Here is a 17,744-nt window from a genome sequence, read left to right on the forward strand (position 1 = left end):
CATTGGATTTCGAAACGGTGTTTTTCCACAATGCCGTTACTCGATCAACGCCGGAGCGTTCATGTCTTCCCAGCAAGAAGCCGTACAAGCCGCAGCAACCCTTCAGTCCGTTCCCTCCTACCTTAATCGCGACGACCTCGGCCCCTGGGGCAACTACCTGCGCCAGGTCGACCGCGTCGCGCCGTATCTCGGTTCGCTGTCGCGCTGGCTCGAAACGCTGAAGCGCCCGAAGCGCATTCTGGTTGTCGACGTGCCGATCGAACTCGATAACGGCACCGTCGCGCACTTCGAGGGCTACCGCGTGCAGCACAACGTGTCGCGCGGCCCGGGCAAGGGCGGCGTGCGTTATCACCAGGATGTGACGTTGTCCGAAGTGATGGCGCTGTCCGCGTGGATGTCGGTGAAGAACGCGGCGGTGAACGTGCCGTACGGCGGCGCGAAGGGCGGCATCCGGGTCGATCCGCGCACGCTGTCGCGCGGCGAGCTCGAGCGCGTAACGCGTCGCTACACCAGCGAAATCGGCATCATCATCGGACCGAACACCGATATTCCCGCGCCGGACGTGAACACGAACGAGCAGATCATGGCGTGGATGATGGACACCTACTCGATGAACCAGGGCCAAACGGCCACCGGCGTCGTGACCGGCAAGCCGATCACGCTCGGCGGTTCGCTCGGCCGCCGCGAGGCGACCGGCCGCGGCGTGTTCGTGGTGGGCTGCGAAGCGGCTCGCCGGATCGGCTTCGACATCGAAGGCGCGCGCATCGCGGTGCAGGGTTTCGGCAACGTCGGCGGGATTGCCGCGCGGCTGTTCCAGGAAGCGGGCGCGAAGGTGGTCGCGGTGCAGGACCACACCGGCTCGGTGTACAAGTCGACCGGCATCGACGCGGTCGCGCTGCTCGATCATGTCGCGAAGACGGGCGGCGTCGGCGGTTTCGTCGAAGCCGACGCCATCACCAACGAAGAGTTCTGGACCGTCGAATCGGACATCCTGATCCCGGCGGCGCTGGAAAACCAGATCACCGAGATCAACGCCGGCAAGATCAAGACCCGGATCATCGTGGAAGGCGCGAACGGCCCGACCACCACCGCGGCCGACGACATCCTGCACGAACGCGGCATCCTCGTGATTCCGGATGTGGTCGCCAATGCGGGCGGTGTGACAGTGTCATATTTCGAATGGGTGCAGGACTTCTCGAGCTTCTTCTGGACCGAGGAAGAGATCAACGAGCGTCTGGAGCGGGTGATGCGCGAGGCATTCGCGGCGGTCTGGCAGGTGTCGAGCGAGCAGAATGTGTCGGTGCGGACCGCGGCGTTCATCGTCGCGTGCAAGCGGATTTTGCAGGCACGCGAACTGCGCGGTTTGTACCCCTGATCGATCTTGGACTACCCTGTCTGAGATAGCGATTGATGCATTGCCGCGCTCCACGAGAGCGCGGGTTGGACCGGCGGGCGGTATCGAGCGATGCCGCCCGCCTTCGCATGTCCGTGTGAAGCGCGCGCGGCCTTGTCGCACCGCGGTCGCGGCGTGCGCGCAACAACATGGTTAATAGCAATACTTTCAGAAAAATTACTTTGCTAAACTGGCGCCGATTCTTGCCAAGGAGATCCAAGATGAAGGTTAAAAAGGCTGCGCTGCTGCTCGCGACTCTGGGACTGTTCACGGTCGGCGCGCACGCGCAAGACTCGGGCACGCTGAAAAAGATCAAGGACACGGGCGTGATTTCGCTGGGGCATCGCGAATCGTCGATTCCGTTTTCCTATTACGACGACAAGCAGAACGTGATCGGCTACTCGCAGGACTACGCGCTGAAGATCGTCGAGGGCGTCAAGCAGAAACTGAACATGCCGAACCTGAAGGTGAAGCTGGTTCCGATCACGTCGCAGAACCGCATTCCGCTGGTGCAGAACGGTACCGTAGACATCGAATGCGGCTCGACCACGAATAACCTCGAGCGCCAGCAACAGGCCGCGTTCTCCAACACGATCTTCGTGATCGGCACGCGCCTGATGACCAGGAAAGATTCCGGCATCAAGGATTTCCCGGACCTGAAGGGCAAGACGGTCGTGACGACCGCCGGCACCACCTCCGAGCGCCTGCTTCGCAAGATGAACCAGGACAAGAGCATGGGCATGAACATCATCAGCGCGAAGGACCACGGCGAGTCGTTCCTGACGCTGTCCACCGGCCGTGCGGCCGCGTTCATGATGGACGACGCGCTGCTCGCAGGCGAGCGCGCGAAGTCGAACAACCCGGGCGATTTCGTGATCGTCGGTACGCCGCAGTCGCGTGAAGCTTACGGCTGCATGCTGCGCAAGAACGATCCGGAGTTCAAGAAGGTCGCCGACGACGCGATCGCGAAGGTGCAAACCTCGAGCGAAGGCGAGCAGATCTACAAGCGCTGGTTCGAATCGCCGATCCCGCCGAAGGGCCTGAACCTGAACTTCCCGATGAGCGACGATATGCGGGCGCTGTTCAAGAATCCGAACGACAAGGCAATCGATTAAACGCTAGCTGCTTTTTTCGATACTTTCGAAAAACGCTTAACGAAACGGAAGGGGCCACGCGCTTCTTCCGTTTCTTTTTGCCGGAGTCTTGGTCATGTCATATCACTGGAACTGGGGCATTTTGCTGAGTCCCGTCTCCACCGGCGAGCCGACCACCTATCTGGGCTGGCTGGTGTCGGGGCTATGGGTCACCGTCACCGTGTCGCTGTCGGCATGGGTGATCGCGCTGATCGTCGGTTCGTTCTTCGGCGTGCTGCGCACGCTGCCTAGCAAATGGGCGTCGGGCATCGGCACCGTCTACGTCGCGATTTTCCGCAACGTGCCGCTGATCGTGCAGTTCTTCATCTGGTATCTGGTGATACCGGAGTTGCTGCCCGTGTCGATCGGTACCTGGTTCAAACAGTTGCCGCCGGCCGCGCAGTTCTTCTCGTCGTCGATCATCTGTCTGGGGCTGTTTACCGCCGCGCGGGTGTGCGAGCAGGTGCGCTCGGGCATCAACGCGCTGCCGCGCGGCCAGCGCGCCGCGGGTCTCGCGGTCGGCTTCACGCAATGGCAGACGTACCGCTACGTGCTGCTGCCGGTCGCTTACCGGATCATCGTGCCGCCGCTGACCTCCGAGTTTCTGAATATCTTCAAGAACTCCGCGGTCGCCTCGACGATCGGTCTGCTCGACCTGTCCGCGCAGGCGCGCCAGCTGGTCGACTATACGGCGCAGACTTATGAGTCGTTCATCGCGGTCACGGTCGCGTACATGCTGATCAACCTGATCGTGATGCAACTGATGCGCTGGGTCGAAGCGAAGACCCGGCTGCCCGGCTATATCGGAGGCAAGTGATGCATCATTTCGACTGGAGCGGTATTCCGGGCGCGCTGCCTACGTTGTGGACCGGCGCCATCGTCACCTTCAAGATCACGCTGATCGCGATCGTATTCGGCATCGTCTGGGGCACCATTCTCGCGATGTTCCGGCTGTCGTCGATCAAGCCGCTCGAATGGTTCGCCAAGCTCTACGTGACGCTGTTCCGTTCGATCCCGCTGGTGATGGTGCTGCTGTGGTTCTTTCTGATCGTGCCGCAGCTGCTGCAAAGCGTGCTCGGGCTGTCGGCGGATATCGACATCCGGCTCGCGTCGGCGATGGTCGCGTTCTCGCTGTTCGAGGCCGCGTACTACTCGGAGATCATCCGCGCCGGTATTCAGGCGGTGCCGCGCGGCCAGGTCAACGCGTCGTTCGCGCTCGGCATGACCTACGGCCAGGCCATGCGCCTGATCGTGCTGCCGCAGGCATTCCGCGCGATGGTGCCGCTGCTGCTCACGCAGGGTATCGTGCTGTTCCAGGACACGTCGCTCGTCTACGTGATCAGCCTGGCCGACTTCTTCCGCACCGCCACGAATATCGGCGACCGTGACGGCACGAGTGTCGAAATGGTACTGTTCGCGGGCGCGTGTTATTTCGTGATCTGTGTGATCGCGTCGAGCCTTGTCAAAGGTCTTCAGAAAAAGGTCGCAAGATGATCTCAATCAAGAATGTTTCGAAGTGGTACGGCCAGTTTCAGGTGCTGACCGACTGCACGACGGAAGTCAAAAAGGGCGAAGTGGTGGTGGTGTGCGGGCCGTCCGGTTCGGGCAAGTCCACGTTGATCAAGACCGTCAACGGTCTCGAGCCGTTTCAGAAAGGCGAGATCGTGATCAACGGCCAGTCGCTGACCGACAAGAAAACCAATCTGTCGAAGCTGCGCTCGAAGGTCGGCATGGTGTTCCAGCACTTCGAGCTGTTCCCGCATCTGTCGATCGTGCAGAACCTGACGCTCGCGCAGATCAAGGTGCTCGGCCGCTCGACCGACGAAGCGACCGCGAAGGGCCTGAAGCTGCTCGACCGGGTGGGCTTGCGCGCGCATGCGGACAAGTATCCGGGGCAGTTGTCGGGCGGTCAGCAGCAGCGTGTCGCGATTGCGCGCGCGCTGTCGATGGACCCGATCGCGATGCTGTTCGACGAGCCGACCTCGGCGCTCGACCCCGAGATGATCAACGAAGTGCTTGACGTGATGGTCGAACTCGCGCAGGAAGGCATGACGATGATGTGCGTCACGCACGAAATGGGCTTTGCGAAGAAGGTCGCGCATCGCGTGATTTTCATGGACAAGGGCTTGATCGTCGAAGACGACCGTAAGGAAGACTTCTTCGCGAATCCGAAGTCGGATCGCGCGAAGGATTTTCTCGCGAAGATCCTGCACTGAGGTTGGGGGTGTGGCTCGCGTTCGCTTCCTGGTGGGGCTGGCGCGGGATGCAAAAAAGCCGCTCTGTGGAGCGGCTTTTTTGTTTTCGAGCGGGTCTGGTGGCGCCGTTGGTTCGCTTACGATTCGAACGCGGCCGCGTCGTCCGCGGCTTCGAGATCGGTTTCGCTGCCGGGCGCGGCTGCGGCGGCAGTCGCGGCGAGAGCCTGCGCGCCGTTCGAGGCCGCGATCGTCGTTGCCGACGCCGATGCATCGAGCGCCGGATTGCGCAGCTTTTCGAGCACCGCCGCCGGCACCGGAATGTTGGCGTGGCCGATCACGTCGCCATGCTGGAACATCAGCAGATCGCCCGGCGCGAACGCGGTCCACACTTCGTTGTCGGTCAGCGGCTTGGTCGCGATCACCGCGACGCGGTCTTCCGGCGTCGTGTACTTGGCGAAATCGATCGACACGTCCGCGTCGACCAGATGCGCGGTCGAAAACGGCCAGCTGCGCACCAGATAGTGCAGATGCGTCGAGCAATGCGCGAACAGCGCCTGGCCGTTCGACATCAGGAAATTGAACACGCCGTAGCGGGTGATTTCGCGCGTCAGCGTTTCGAGCGTCGCGAACAGCTCCTCGAGCGGCGGCTGCGCGCCCGGAAACGCCTTGCGCAAACCTTGCAGCAGCGCGCAGAACGCGAGTTCGCTGTCGGTCGTGCCGACCGGCTGATAGACGCCGGTCAACTCGGGCGCATAGCCTTGCAGGTCGCCGTTGTGCGCAAAGATCCAGTGACGTCCCCACAGTTCGCGCATGAACGGGTGGCAGTTTTCGAGCAGGATGTGCCCCTGCGTCGCCTTGCGGATGTGCGCGATCGTGTTTTTCGATTTGATCGGGTAGCGCTTGACCATCTCGGCGATCGGCGAGGTGGCCGACGATTGATGATCGATGAACAGGCGGCAGGCCTTGTCTTCGAAGAAGGCGATCCCCCAGCCGTCGGCGTGGTGATCGGTGACGCCGCCGCGCGCCGCGAAACCGGTAAACGAGAACGTGACGTCCGTCGGCGCGGCGCAGTTCATTCCAAGAAGTTGGCACATGTTGCAGGTGAGCCTGTGAACGGAACGAGCCGTTACAATGATGATTTTCCAAGCATATCACCGAGCCGGAGCCGCCAAATAGCGAAATTGACGTGTGTTCGGGCCGCAACAGCGCGGTTTGACCGGGTCGATCGACTATCCGCGCGAAGTCTCGAGGCCCCCTTGCCATGACCGCTTCCAACGTTTCCCCCGATTCCATCACGCTGGTCCGCCCGGACGACTGGCATCTGCACGTGCGCGACGGCGCGATGCTGGCGGCGGTGCTGCCCGATACCGCGCGCCAATTCGGCCGCGCGATCATCATGCCGAACCTGAAGCCGCCGGTCACGACGACCGAACTGGCGCGCGCATATCGCGAGCGGATCGTTGCCGCGATCCCCGCGGGCGCGAAGTTCGAGCCGCTGATGACGCTGTATCTGACCGACAACACGCCGCCCGACGAAATCCGCCGCGCGCGCGAAAGCGGCTTCGTGCACGGCGTGAAGCTGTATCCGGCGGGCGCGACGACCAACTCGGATGCCGGCGTCACCGACCTGATGAAGTGCGCGAAGACGCTTGAAGCGATGCAGGAAGTCGGCATGCCGCTGCTGGTGCACGGCGAGGTGACCGATTCGGACATCGATCTGTTCGATCGCGAGAAGGTCTTCATCGACCGTGTGCTGGCGCCGGTGCGCCGCGAGTTTCCCGCGCTGAAGGTGGTGTTCGAACACATCACGACCAAGGACGCGGTCGACTACATCCGCGACGCGGGCGCGCCGCCCGAACTGCTCGGCGCGACGATTACCGCACATCACCTGCTGTACAACCGCAACGCGATCTTCCAGGGCGGCATCCGCCCGCATTACTACTGCCTGCCGGTGCTCAAGCGCGAGACGCATCGCGTCGCGCTGGTCGAGGCGGCGACGTCCGGCAATCCGCGCTTTTTCCTCGGCACCGACAGCGCGCCGCATCCGAAGGGGCTGAAGGAGCACGCGTGTGGCTGCGCGGGCTGCTACACGGCGCTGCATGCGCTGGAGTTGTACACCGAAGCATTCGACAAAGCCGGCGCGCTCGACAAACTCGAAGGCTTCGCGAGCTTCCACGGTGCGGATTTCTACGGTCTGCCGCGCAATACGGAGAAGGTCACGCTGCGTCGCGAGGAATGGACGCTGCCTGCGGAACTGCCGGTCGGCGATACCCCGGTCGTGCCGCTGCGCGGCGGCGAGTCGATCGGCTGGCGGCTGGTCTGAGGTCGCGGTAGATGCGTGAGCGGGGAGTAGGGGAAGGGCTTGCGGACGAGCGTGAAGCGCCGCCATCTCCGTTTGCCGCGATCGACTGGTCGCAGCCGTGGTTCGCGCAGTTGGGACCGCGCGGCGAGCGCTGGCAGCGCGCCGCGCTCGCCGGCTACCCGGACCTGCTCGCCGCGATGAATGCCGACGCGGCGCGGATCGGCCAGACCACCGGCCGCGGCCACCCGCTCGCCTTTATCGCGCAGGACGATCTGCCGCCCGGCGCCGCGTACGAGGCACACATTGCGTCGACCGGTTGCGTGCCGACGCGCCATAACCTGCACGACTTCTTCAACGGTTCGATGTGGTTCGCGTTTCCGCGCATCAAGGCGGCGCTGAACGCGCGGCAGTCGGCGGAACTCGACGTGCTCGGCGTCGGCCCGACGCGCGGCGGAGTGCGCGACATGCTGACCCTGTTCGACGAGAACGCGCTGCTGTTCGCGTGCGCGGATCCGGCGTTGAGCGCCGCGCTGCGCGGCTTCGACTGGCGCACGCTGTTCGTCGCGCGACGCGACGCGTGGCGGCGTAGTTGTGAGGTGCGCTGCTTCGGCCATGCGTTGCTGGAAAAGCTGATCGCGCCGTTCAAGGGCTGCACGGGGCATGCGTGGATCGTCGACGTGCCGGCCGATTACTTCGAGTGGGAGACTGCCGCGCGCAACGCGTGGCTCGACGAAGCGGTCAGCGCGGCGCTGCTCGGCACCGGCGAATTGACCAGCCGGCTGTTCGCGCCGCTGCCGGTGCTCGGCATTCCGGGCTGGTGGCCGGATAACGAAACGCCCGCGTTTTACGACGACACCACGGTATTTCGCGCTGGGCGCCGCAAAAGCTAGGCGCGACGGCGGCGGCGTTGGTAGCGCGTCGGCTATTTCACGCCGAAGCCGCGAAGCCTCAACGCATCGCATCAGTCTCGTCGTCGTTCGGTGTTAAAATCCGCGCCAGCAAAGCAGGCTAGGCAGTCGCGGCCTCGACGGTTTCGGCCGACGAGGGCGAGGAAAGTCCGGACTCCACAGGGCAGGGTGATGGCTAACGGCCATCCGTGGCGACACGCGGAACAGGGCAACAGAAAGCAAACCGCCGATGGCCCGGCGCAAACCGGGATCAGGTAAGGGTGAAACGGTGCGGTAAGAGCGCACCGCGGCTGTCGCAAGACAGACCGGCACGGTAACCTCCACCCGGAGCAATTCCAAGTAGGCAGGCGCGCATCTTCGAGATGCAGGACGGGGCCCCCGTCTCGTCTGCGGGTAGGAAGCTTGAGCGCGTCAGTAATGGCGCGCCTAGAGGAATGGCTGCCACGCACGGCGCGTCTTCGGACGCGGCGTGTGCACAGAATCCGGCTTATCGGCCTGCTTTGCCGCTGAATAAAAAAATGCCGGCGTCCGCGAGGACGCCGGCATTTTTATTGGGGCCGCCTGCTTAGAGCGCGACGATATCGAACGAATGCGTGAGCTCGGCGGTCTTCGCGATCATGATCGACGCCGAGCAGTATTTGTCGTGCGACAGGTTGATCGCGCGTTCGACGGTCGCCGGGTTCAGGTTCTTGCCGGTCACCGTGAAGTGGAAGTGGATCGTCGTGAACACCTTCGGATCTTCGCTCGCGCGCTCGGCCTTCAGCGTCACCGAACAGTCGACGATTTCCTGACGGCTCTTCTTCAGGATCATCACGACGTCGTACGCCGTGCAGCCGCCGGTGCCGAGCAGCACCATTTCCATCGGCCGCGGCGCGAGGTTGCGGCCGCCGCCCTCGGGCGCGCCGTCCATCGCAACCAGATGACCGCTGCCCGTCTCGGCCGCGAACGCCATCCCGTCCTGCCCCATCCAGCTTACTTTGCATTCCATGCTGTCACTCCACCGCGCATAGCTTTATCGAGACGGCATTGTAGCCCGCTGTTTGACAATTCGCCCGCCGCTGCCTTATCTCAAAAATATACACGCTGACTACTTTTGTGTTGCGCTGCGGCATGGGCGGCCGCTCTACAATTTCTTGCTGTGTTTAGGGGTTTTACTCTAGATGCGCGTCGATGCGATCTGGATCTTTAAACCTTTAGTGCTTGATCCATAAAGGCTTTCGTTGACAGCGCCAAATTTGACTATCTTTCACAATGTGGATTTGCATTTCGCAATGCAAATGTTCTTGCGTCGCACAAGGGCGCCTCATATAATTGCACCCATCGTTGCAGCAGTTTTGCAACTCCGCTGTCTCCTCCACCTCCTCCTTTGGTGGATTAAACCCGAACCAACCGTTCGGGTTTTTTTTCGTCCGGCGGTTTTTGCATCGTTTTGACGCGGTTTCTGGCTTTTCAGCGCGGTAGTCGCCGCAAGTTTTGACTTGCCAACTCAAATTCCTTTATAATTCAGGGCTTTTCCGCATCCGCGCCCGCGGAGGAAGAACCAGGGAGAGCCTGCACGCGCCTCGATGCGCACACTACAAGCAGGAAAAAACACATTGGGCGCAGCAATTTTTTTGGATCGATCATGAAGACGTTTTCCGCAAAAGCCCATGAGGTGACGCGCGAATGGTACGTGATTGACGCGACGGATAAGGTTCTCGGGCGTGTCGCCAGCGAAGTGGCACACCGTCTTCGCGGCAAGCACAAGCCTGAATTCACTCCCCACGTCGACACCGGTGATTTCATCATCGTTATCAACGCCGGCAAGCTGAAGGTCACGGGCAACAAGGTTACCGACAAGAAGTACTACCGTCACTCGGGCTACCCAGGCGGTATCTATGAAACGACGTTCGGCAAGATGCAGGAACGCTTCCCGGGCCGCGCGCTCGAGAAGGCGGTCAAGGGCATGCTGCCGAAGGGCCCGCTCGGCTACGCGATGATCAAGAAGCTGAAGGTCTACGCAGACGCAACGCATCCGCATTCGGCACAACAGCCGAAGGCGCTCGAGATCTAAGGGGAGCCCACATGATCGGTAACTGGAATTACGGCACGGGCCGCCGCAAGAGCGCCGTCGCTCGCGTGTTCATCAAGGCAGGCAAGGGCGACATCGTTGTGAACGGCAAGCCCATCGCTGATTACTTCTCGCGCGAAACGTCGCTGATGATCGTGCGTCAGCCGCTCGAACTCACGAACCACGGCACCACGTTCGACATCAAGGTCAACGTGACGGGTGGCGGTGAAACGGGTCAAGCCGGTGCGGTTCGCCACGGCATCACCCGCGCGCTGATGGACTACGACGCAACGCTGAAGCCGCAACTGTCGCACGCTGGCTTCGTGACGCGTGACGCTCGTGAAGTCGAACGTAAAAAGGTCGGCTTCCACAAGGCACGTCGCCGCAAGCAGTTCTCGAAGCGTTAATCGTTTCGAAGCAGACCGGCTTCGCCGCCGGTCGGCAGGAAGAGCCGCCAACGCTACCCGCGAAGGCGGCTTTTTTCATGGTTCGCCGGATCGGAGAGAACCCATTGATTTTGTGGGCATCGGCACGATATCGGGATCAGCCCTACAATAGCGGCTAAATGCTTTTTGGAGAGTTCGAATGAACGCAGTCACCGATACCCCCGTGACCGAGATGCCGGCCCCCTTCGTTTTCACCGACGCAGCGGCTGACAAGGTCAAGCAATTGATCGAAGAAGAAGGCAACCCGGAGCTCAAGCTGCGCGTATTCGTGCAGGGCGGCGGCTGCTCGGGCTTTCAATACGGTTTCACGTTCGATGAAGCGATCAACGAAGACGACACCGTGATGAACAAGAGCGGCGTCCAGCTGCTGATCGACTCGATGAGCTACCAGTATCTGGTCGGCGCCGAGATCGACTACAAGGACGACATCAACGGCGCGCAGTTCGTGATCAAGAACCCGAACGCGACCACCACCTGCGGTTGCGGCTCGTCGTTCTCGGTCTGAGCGCGACGGCTCGTTGAGCCACTCATCAAGCCAGCATTGAAAACGGGGCCTGCAAGGCCCCGTTTTTTGTTGGCTGCGCGCATCGATCCCGCCGTCAGCGCGGATAGATCGCGCCCAATACACGTTCGGCCGACGCGCCGGTCACCGCCGGCAGATTGCCCGGCAAGCGCGCGATGCAGCGCATCGCCAGCCACGCGAACGCGAGCGGTTCGACCTGGCTGGGCGGCACGCCGAGCGCATCGGTCGTCATCACCGGCACGCCGCTCACGCCGCTGTCTTCCAGCGCCTGCTGCAAAGCCTTCATGATCTCCGGATTGCGCGCACCGCCGCCGCAAACGTAGACCGCGCGAGCGTCGGACGCATGCCGCTCGATTTCGCGCGCGACCGTCACCGCGGTCAGCCCGACCAGCGTCGCCTGCACGTCGGCGGGTTCGAGGCCGGGAAACGGCGCGAGCTTCGCGTCGAGCCACGCGGCGTTGAACAGGTCGCGGCCGGTGCTCTTCGGCGGTTGCTCGGCGAAGAACGGTTCGTCGAGCAACACGTTCAGCAGGTCGCGGTTCAACTGGCCGCTTGCCGCGAAATGGCCGTTTTCGTCGAACGGTTTGCCCAGATGGCGTTCGGCCCACGCGTCGAGCAATGCGTTGGCCGGGCCGCAATCGAAGCCGCGCACGCTGCCGGTCGCGTTCAGAATCGTAATGTTGCTGATGCCGCCGAGATTGCAGACCACGCGCGTTTCGTTAGGCGAACCGAAGATCGTCGCGTGAAAAGCGGGCACGAGCGGCGCGCCCTGGCCGCCGGCCGCGACGTCGCGGCTGCGGAAATCGGCGACCACGTCGATGTGCAGCATTTCCGCGAGCAGCGCCGGATTGTTGATCTGGCGCGTATAGCCTTTTTCCGGCCGATGCCGCACCGTCTGGCCATGCACGCCGATCGCACGTACTTCGTCGGCGGACACGCGGCCGTCGCGCAACAGATCATGGCAGCAGACGGTGTAGCGCGTGGCCAGCGCGTTGGCGGCCAGCGCCTCGCGTTCGATCTCGTTCTCGCCCGGCTGCTGCAGCGCAAACAGCGCTTCGCGGATGCCGGCCGAGAAGCCGACGAACGCTTCGGCCAGCACTTCCGGCGGTTTGCCGTCGGCAAAGCGGACGGCCACACCGTCGACACCGTCCATGCTCGTTCCCGACATCAATCCGATGTAGATGCCGTCTGCAGAGTCTTGCGCCACGTCGCTGCTCCTCTCGATGTTCATTGCGATTCGTTGTAGCAGATTATCGGGGTAAGCGCGGCCGATGGTAAGCGCCGCGCCGCGCATCTATGGGACAATCCTGTTTTTTCGCGACTTCACGTTTCCAGCATGAGCACCGAGTCCACCAAGCCCACCCCCGCGTTCCCGATCACCGACGAAGTCCGTCACGCTCTCGCCGTCACCAAGCGCGGTGTCGACGAACTGCTGATCGAAGACGAATTCGCGCAAAAGCTCGCGCGGAGCGCGGCGACCGGCAAGCCGCTGCGCATCAAGCTCGGTCTCGATCCGACCGCGCCCGATATCCACATCGGCCACACGGTCGTGCTGAACAAGATGCGTCAGCTGCAGGACCTCGGCCACACGGTGATCTTCCTGATCGGCGATTTCACGTCGTTGATCGGCGATCCGTCCGGCCGCAACGCGACCCGTCCGCCGCTCACGCGCGAGCAGATCGAATCGAACGCGAAGACCTATTTCGAGCAGGCCGCGCTGGTGCTCGACCGCGACAAGACCGAGATCCGCTACAACAGCGAATGGTCGATGCCGCTCGGCGCCGACGGCATGATCAAGCTCGCGTCGCGCTACACGGTCGCGCGAATTCTCGAACGCGAGGACTTCACCAAGCGTTTCCAGGGCGGCGTGCCGATTTCGATCCACGAATTCCTGTACCCGCTGATGCAGGGCTACGACTCGGTCGCGCTGAACGCGGACCTGGAGCTCGGCGGCACCGACCAGAAGTTCAACCTGCTGGTCGGCCGCGAATTGCAGAAGCAGTATGGCCAGGAGCAGCAGTGCATCCTGACGATGCCGCTGCTCGAAGGGCTCGACGGCGTCGAGAAGATGTCGAAGTCGAAGAACAACTACATCGGCATCAGCGAAAAGCCGACCGACATGTTCGGCAAGCTGATGAGCATCTCCGACACGCTGATGTGGCGTTACTTCGAATTGCTATCGTTCCGTCCGATGGACGAGATCGCCGGCTTCAAAAAAGAAATCGAGGCGGGCCGCAATCCGCGCGACTTCAAGGTGATGCTCGGCCAGGAAATCGTCGCGCGCTTCCACTCGCAGGCGGATGCCGAGCGCGCGCTCGAAGACTTCAACCATCGCGCGAAGGGCGGTGTGCCCGACGATATTCCGGCCGTGACGCTCGCCGGCGCGCCGCTCGCGATCGGCCAACTGCTGAAGCAGGCGAACCTCGTGCCGTCGACCAGCGAAGCGCTGCGCAATATCGAGCAGGGCGGCGTGAAGATCGACGGCGCGACCGTGTCCGACAAGGGCCTGAAGGTCGAGGCCGGCGAGTACGTGGTGCAGGTCGGCAAGCGCCGCTTTGCGCGCGTCACGTTGAGCGCCTGAGCGTGGTTCGCATGACTACGGCTGCTGTCGCGGCGATGCGCTGTCGGTCGTTGCGCGGGTTCGCGCGATGATCGCGCTGATCCAGCGGGTACGGCGCGCCGAGGTGCGCGTCGCCGACCGCGTGACCGGCGCGATCGACTCGGGCCTGCTCGCGCTCGTCTGCGCGGAGCGCGGCGACACCGAAGCCGCGGCGGACCGTCTGCTCGCGAAAGTGCTCGGTTATCGGGTGTTCAGCGACGCCGCCGGCAAGATGAATCTGTCGGTGCAGAATCTCGACGGCGCCGGGCGCGCGGGCGGCCTGCTGCTGGTGTCGCAGTTCACGCTCGCCGCCGATACCAACAGCGGCCTGCGCCCGAGTTTCACGCCGGCCGCGCCGCCCGACGAGGGCAAGCGCCTGTTCGATTACTTCGTCGCGGCCGCGCGCGCGAAGCATCCGATCGTCGAAACCGGCGAGTTCGGCGCCGATATGCAGGTGTCGCTCGTCAACGACGGACCGGTCACGTTCTGGTTGCAGACCAACGCTTGAGTGCTGGCTGACGCGCGCCGCTGCGGCGCGTGTTCGTTTCAGGCGCTCCGCTGCGCACTTCGCCTATCCAGTCATCCCATCGCGTTCCAGCATTCCCACCCCGCCGCGCAGGCGAGCCTGCCGCTTTTTGCGACAATGGCGGCTCGGCACAACCGGCGAACAGCGCCCATCTCCTCCTATGACGACGCAGATTCTGTTTATCCGCCACGGCGAAACCGACTGGAACCGCATCAAGCGTATTCAAGGCCACATCGACATTCCGCTCGCGACGACCGGGATCGAGCAGGCGCAGCGTCTCGCGCGGCGTATCGCCGGCGAAGTGCGGCAGGGCGCGCGACTCGATGCGATCTATTCGAGCGACCTGCTGCGCGCGCAGCAGACCGCGCAACCGATCGGCGACGCGCTCGGCCTGCCGCTGCAACTGCGCGAAAACTTGCGCGAGCGCTCGTACGGCGCCTTCCAGGGCCATGACAGCGACGAGATCGCGCTGCGTTTCCCCGACGAATACGCGCAGTGGCAGACGCGCGATCCCGGCTTCGCGCCGCCCGAAGGCGAGTCGCAGCGGGTGTTCTATCACCGCATCGTCCATGCGATCGAGCCGCTGATCGCCGCGCATCCGGGTGGCCGGATCGCGTGCGTCGCGCATGGCGGGGTGCTCGACTGCGTGCGCCGCTTCGCGTGCGGTTTGCCGCTGGATGCGCCGCGCGACTATCAGTTGCTCAATACGAGCGTGAACGTGGTGGATTTCGATAAGGGCCGCGCGACGATCGTGTCGTGGGCGGATGTCGCGCATCTGGATGCCGGCAGCGCCGACGATGACGGTTTGAAGAAACACCCGGCGCCGTAAGCGCTGCGGGGGCGAGCCGCTGGCATCCGACATACGGCTTACGCGGCTTACGCCACTGCGTGCCCCAACCCCACGCCTACTGCGACTCTTTCGCCACCGCCGCCGCCCGCCGCCGCGCCCGCTTCGACACCCCATTGACCAGCGCCCAGCGAATCACCGGCGCGACCAGTCGCACGCCGGACCGCGTCAAGGTCCGGCGCAGCGCCGCGTAGCGTTCGAAGCCGAGCATCGTCTGCGCCCAGTCGGGCAGCAGATCGACGCCGGCGTTGAGCATCAGCGTGCCGGCCGGGCGCATCGCGAGGCTCGGCGCCGGTGCGCTCAGCACGATCCTGACCACCTCGCGGGTGCGCTCGCTCGCCACCAGCGCGGGCTGCATCGCGAGCAGGTACGCCTCGATCTCGGCGCGCGAGCGCGGAATATCGGTCGCGCCGAGCATTTGCGCAATGCGCGCGGTCTCCGCGAAATACTGATCCTGCGCGGCGACCGACAGCACTGGATTCACATAACGCAGATGCGCGGTCATGAAGCTCGATACTTCCGCGACGTGCACCCACGTGAGCAGCGCCGGCTCGCTCGCGCGATACGCCTGGCCGTCCGGCGCGACGCCGGTCACATCGAGGTGGATGCGCTTCACGCGCTCTATCAGCGCAAGCGCATCCGCGCGGCTGCCGAACGTGGTGCCGGCGATAAAGGTCGCGGTGCGCCGCAAGCGGCCGAGAATGTCGCTGCGAAAGCTCGAATGATCCCAGACGCCGGCGAGCGCGAGCGGATGCAGCGCTTGCAGCAGCAACGCGCTGATGCCGCCCGTCATCATCGACGTGAAGTCGGCGTGCACTTTCCAGCAGATGGAGTCGGGGCCGAACAGGCCGGGGTCGCCCGGCGGCGACGAATAGTCGAGCACCGGGCCGCTGCCGGTCGTCAGATGGGTGACGCCGGCCGCGAGTTTCGAGCGCAGGCGGTGGGTCAGTTGCTGTGCGAAATTGCCGGACGGGTCGCCGGCGGGATTGACGGGGGCAGAGTTGTTCGGGCCGGGTCGCTGGGTCTGGTCGGACATCCTGATCGGCCTCGGCTAGTGACTCACTTCGACGATTCCCACAGGCCCGGCAACGCGCTCGATCCATCCGGCACGGCCAGTCCGAAATGCCGGTAGGTGAGCAGCGTGGCGACGCGCCCGCGCGGCGTGCGTTGCAGGAAGCCTTGCTGGATCAGATAGGGCTCGAGCACGTCTTCGATCGTGTCGCGCTCCTCGCCGATGGCTGCGGCGAGATTGTCGACGCCGACCGGGCCGCCGTCGAACTTGTACAGGATCGCTTCGAGCAGCTTGCGGTCCATCAGGTCGAAGCCGACCGCGTCGACGTCGAGCATGCTCAGCGCGGCGTCGGCGACCTGCGCGGTGATGTTGCCGTCGGCCTTCACTTCCGCGTAGTCGCGCACGCGCCGCAGCAGGCGGTTCGCGATTCGCGGCGTGCCGCGCGCGCGGCGGGCGATTTCGAACGCGCCGTCCGGATGGATCTGCGCGTTCAGCAGCGATGCCGACCGCGTGACGATGCGCGCCAGCTCCTGCGCGTTGTAGAACTCGAGCCGCGCGACGATCCCGAAGCGGTCACGCAGCGGATTGGTCAGCATGCCCGCGCGGGTGGTCGCGCCAACCAGCGTGAACGGCTGCAGGTCGAGCTTCACGCTGCGCGCGGCCGGTCCTTCGCCGATCATGATGTCGATCTGATAATCCTCGAGCGCCGGGTACAGGATTTCCTCGACGACCGGAGAAAGCCGGTGGATTTCGTCGATGAACAGCACGTCGTTGGCTTCGAGATTGGTCAGCAGCGCGGCGAGGTCGCCGGCGCGTTCGAGCACCGGGCCCGAGGTTTGCCGCAAACTGACGCCCATTTCGCGCGCGATGATGTGCGCGAGCGTGGTTTTGCCGAGGCCCGGGGGGCCGAACAGAAGCACGTGGTCGAGCGATTCGGAACGGCGCTTGGCGGCCTCGATGAAGATTTCCAGCTGGCCGCGGACTTTTTCCTGCCCGACATATTCTTCGAGCTGGCGCGGCCGCAACGCGCGCTCGAACGCTTCTTCGTTCGACGACGCGGGCGTGGCCGCGATGATGCGCTCGGCGGCGAGTTTGTCGGTTTCGATCATGTCGGCATTGTACCGCCGCGTTGCTCGCGCGTTAGCCCTTCGACAGCGCCTTCAGCGCGAGCTTGATGCCCTCGGACACGCCGGTGCCGGCCGGCACGTTCTTGATCGCGGCGAGCGCTTCCTTCTCCGAATAGCCGAGCGCGAGCAACGCGTTGAGGATGTCGGACGCGTGATCGGACGGCGACGCGGCGCCCGCCAGCGCGCCGAGATCGGCGCCGAGTTTGCCCTTCAGTTCGAGCAGCAGCCGCTCCGCGGTTTTCTTGCCGATGCCGGGCACGCGCGTGAGCCGCGCGGCGTCCTGCATCGTCACGGTCTGCGCGAGTTCGGCGACGCTCATGCCGGACAGCACCGCGAGCGCCATGCGCGCGCCGATGCCGGAAATTTTCAGCAGCTCGCGGAAGGTCGAGCGCTCCTGCGCGGTGCCGAAGCCGTACAGCAGATGCGCGTCCTCGCGCACGATCATCTGCGTGAGCAGCACGATACGCTCGCCGGTCGACGGCAGGTTGTAGAACGTGCTCATCGGCACGTCCACTTCATAGCCGACGCCGTTGCAGTCGACGAGCAGATGCGGCGGGTTTTTTTCCAGCAGAACGCCGGCAATGCGACCGATCATGGGGGATTCAGTATCGAGAGTCGTGGGGGGAATGCGCGAGTGTAGCGTAGCGGATGGGCGGCGCGTATCGTGTTGCGGGCGATCTCGG

General features: G+C 63.8%; 19 protein-coding genes and 1 other RNA gene. 14 read left to right on the forward strand and 6 right to left on the reverse strand.

All coding sequences use genetic code 11. The annotated features are described in order from the left end of the window. The first annotated feature begins 61 nt into the window (after positions 1–61). The 5 genes from LJ656_RS15495 (at position 62) to LJ656_RS15515 (ending at position 4,742) form a co-directional block, all read left to right on the forward strand. Positions 62–1,375: a Glu/Leu/Phe/Val family dehydrogenase gene (locus LJ656_RS15495; RefSeq protein WP_230510295.1), complete on the forward strand. Its 1,314-nt coding sequence runs from the start codon at positions 62–64 to the stop codon at positions 1,373–1,375. A gap of 239 nt (positions 1,376–1,614) precedes the next feature. Continuing rightward, positions 1,615–2,508: a glutamate/aspartate ABC transporter substrate-binding protein gene (locus tag LJ656_RS15500; RefSeq protein WP_230510296.1), complete on the forward strand. Its 894-nt coding sequence runs from the start codon at positions 1,615–1,617 to the stop codon at positions 2,506–2,508. A gap of 94 nt (positions 2,509–2,602) precedes the next feature. Continuing rightward, positions 2,603–3,343, forward strand: a complete 741-nt coding sequence (locus tag LJ656_RS15505; protein WP_230510297.1) for an amino acid ABC transporter permease — start codon at positions 2,603–2,605, stop codon at positions 3,341–3,343. Continuing rightward, complete coding sequence (gltK, locus tag LJ656_RS15510) at positions 3,343–4,020, forward strand: glutamate/aspartate ABC transporter permease GltK (RefSeq protein ID WP_230510298.1); 678 nt, start codon at positions 3,343–3,345, stop codon at positions 4,018–4,020. The genes LJ656_RS15505 and gltK overlap by 1 nt, the downstream gene beginning before the upstream one ends. Further along, on the forward strand, positions 4,017–4,742 hold the full coding sequence (locus LJ656_RS15515; protein ID WP_230510299.1) for an amino acid ABC transporter ATP-binding protein: 726 nt from the start codon (positions 4,017–4,019) through the stop codon (positions 4,740–4,742). Before gltK ends, LJ656_RS15515 begins: the two co-directional genes overlap by 4 nt. 116 nt (positions 4,743–4,858) lie before the next feature. Here LJ656_RS15515 and LJ656_RS15520 read toward each other — a convergent pair whose 3' ends face one another. After that, complete coding sequence (locus tag LJ656_RS15520) at positions 4,859–5,815, reverse strand: class II glutamine amidotransferase (RefSeq protein ID WP_230510300.1); 957 nt, start codon at positions 5,813–5,815, stop codon at positions 4,859–4,861. Positions 5,816–5,982: 167 nt separating this feature from the next. Between LJ656_RS15520 and pyrC the strand changes: the two genes are divergently transcribed. From pyrC to rnpB, 3 genes are all read left to right on the forward strand, one after another. Further along, positions 5,983–7,044, forward strand: a complete 1,062-nt coding sequence (gene pyrC, locus LJ656_RS15525; protein ID WP_230510301.1) for a dihydroorotase — start codon at positions 5,983–5,985, stop codon at positions 7,042–7,044. Positions 7,045–7,055: 11 nt separating this feature from the next. Then, a complete protein-coding gene (locus LJ656_RS15530) occupies positions 7,056–7,913 on the forward strand; it encodes a DUF3025 domain-containing protein (RefSeq protein ID WP_230510302.1) in 858 nt (285 codons plus the stop codon). 110 nt (positions 7,914–8,023) lie between these two features. Then, an RNA gene (rnpB, locus tag LJ656_RS15535) (RNase P RNA component class A) lies at positions 8,024–8,437 on the forward strand. Between the two features lie 59 nt (positions 8,438–8,496). On the opposite strand, the gene LJ656_RS15540 is transcribed toward rnpB, so the two are convergent. Then, a complete protein-coding gene (locus LJ656_RS15540) occupies positions 8,497–8,919 on the reverse strand; it encodes an OsmC family protein (RefSeq protein WP_230510303.1) in 423 nt (140 codons plus the stop codon). 636 nt (positions 8,920–9,555) lie between these two features. Here LJ656_RS15540 and rplM point away from each other — a divergent pair. The 3 genes from rplM (at position 9,556) to erpA (ending at position 10,932) form a co-directional block, all read left to right on the forward strand. Next, positions 9,556–9,984, forward strand: a complete 429-nt coding sequence (gene rplM / locus LJ656_RS15545) for a 50S ribosomal protein L13 (protein WP_013090508.1) — start codon at positions 9,556–9,558, stop codon at positions 9,982–9,984. An 11-nt stretch (positions 9,985–9,995) separates the two neighbouring features. After that, positions 9,996–10,388, forward strand: a complete 393-nt coding sequence (gene rpsI, locus LJ656_RS15550) for a 30S ribosomal protein S9 (protein WP_085487754.1) — start codon at positions 9,996–9,998, stop codon at positions 10,386–10,388. 178 nt (positions 10,389–10,566) lie between these two features. Further along, the gene (gene erpA / locus LJ656_RS15555; protein WP_075302778.1) at positions 10,567–10,932 is read left to right on the forward strand and encodes an iron-sulfur cluster insertion protein ErpA; all 366 of its coding nucleotides are present in this window, start codon (positions 10,567–10,569) and stop codon (positions 10,930–10,932) included. A 94-nt stretch (positions 10,933–11,026) separates the two neighbouring features. Here erpA and LJ656_RS15560 read toward each other — a convergent pair whose 3' ends face one another. Next, positions 11,027–12,157 (reverse strand): anhydro-N-acetylmuramic acid kinase, encoded by a 1,131-nt coding sequence (locus tag LJ656_RS15560; RefSeq protein ID WP_230510516.1) that lies wholly within the window; start codon positions 12,155–12,157, stop codon positions 11,027–11,029. A gap of 129 nt (positions 12,158–12,286) precedes the next feature. Between LJ656_RS15560 and tyrS the strand changes: the two genes are divergently transcribed. The 3 genes from tyrS to LJ656_RS15575 all read left to right on the forward strand — a co-directional run bounded on the left by tyrS (position 12,287) and on the right by LJ656_RS15575 (position 14,904). Further along, entirely contained in the window at positions 12,287–13,531 is a 1,245-nt protein-coding gene (tyrS, locus tag LJ656_RS15565; RefSeq protein WP_230510304.1) for a tyrosine--tRNA ligase, read from the forward strand. Positions 13,532–13,598: 67 nt separating this feature from the next. Beyond that, entirely contained in the window at positions 13,599–14,057 is a 459-nt protein-coding gene (gene dtd / locus LJ656_RS15570) for a D-aminoacyl-tRNA deacylase (protein WP_230510305.1), read from the forward strand. Positions 14,058–14,235: 178 nt separating this feature from the next. Next, a complete protein-coding gene (locus LJ656_RS15575; protein WP_230510306.1) occupies positions 14,236–14,904 on the forward strand; it encodes a histidine phosphatase family protein in 669 nt (222 codons plus the stop codon). A 76-nt stretch (positions 14,905–14,980) separates the two neighbouring features. Here LJ656_RS15575 and LJ656_RS15580 read toward each other — a convergent pair whose 3' ends face one another. The 3 genes from LJ656_RS15580 to ruvA are packed head-to-tail and all read right to left on the reverse strand — an operon-like array spanning position 14,981 to position 17,656. Then, positions 14,981–15,958 carry an oxygenase MpaB family protein gene (locus LJ656_RS15580; RefSeq protein ID WP_230510307.1) on the reverse strand — a complete coding sequence of 326 codons (978 nt, stop codon included), beginning with the start codon at positions 15,956–15,958 and terminating at the stop codon, positions 14,981–14,983. Positions 15,959–15,981: 23 nt separating this feature from the next. Next, on the reverse strand, positions 15,982–17,043 hold the full coding sequence (gene ruvB, locus LJ656_RS15585) for a Holliday junction branch migration DNA helicase RuvB (protein WP_230510308.1): 1,062 nt from the start codon (positions 17,041–17,043) through the stop codon (positions 15,982–15,984). 31 nt (positions 17,044–17,074) lie between these two features. Next, positions 17,075–17,656, reverse strand: a complete 582-nt coding sequence (gene ruvA / locus LJ656_RS15590) for a Holliday junction branch migration protein RuvA (RefSeq protein WP_230510309.1) — start codon at positions 17,654–17,656, stop codon at positions 17,075–17,077. Between the last annotated feature and the right edge of the window lie 88 nt (positions 17,657–17,744).

This window comes from Paraburkholderia sejongensis, from assembly GCF_020880815.1.
GTDB lineage: Bacteria > Pseudomonadota > Gammaproteobacteria > Burkholderiales > Burkholderiaceae > Paraburkholderia > Paraburkholderia sejongensis.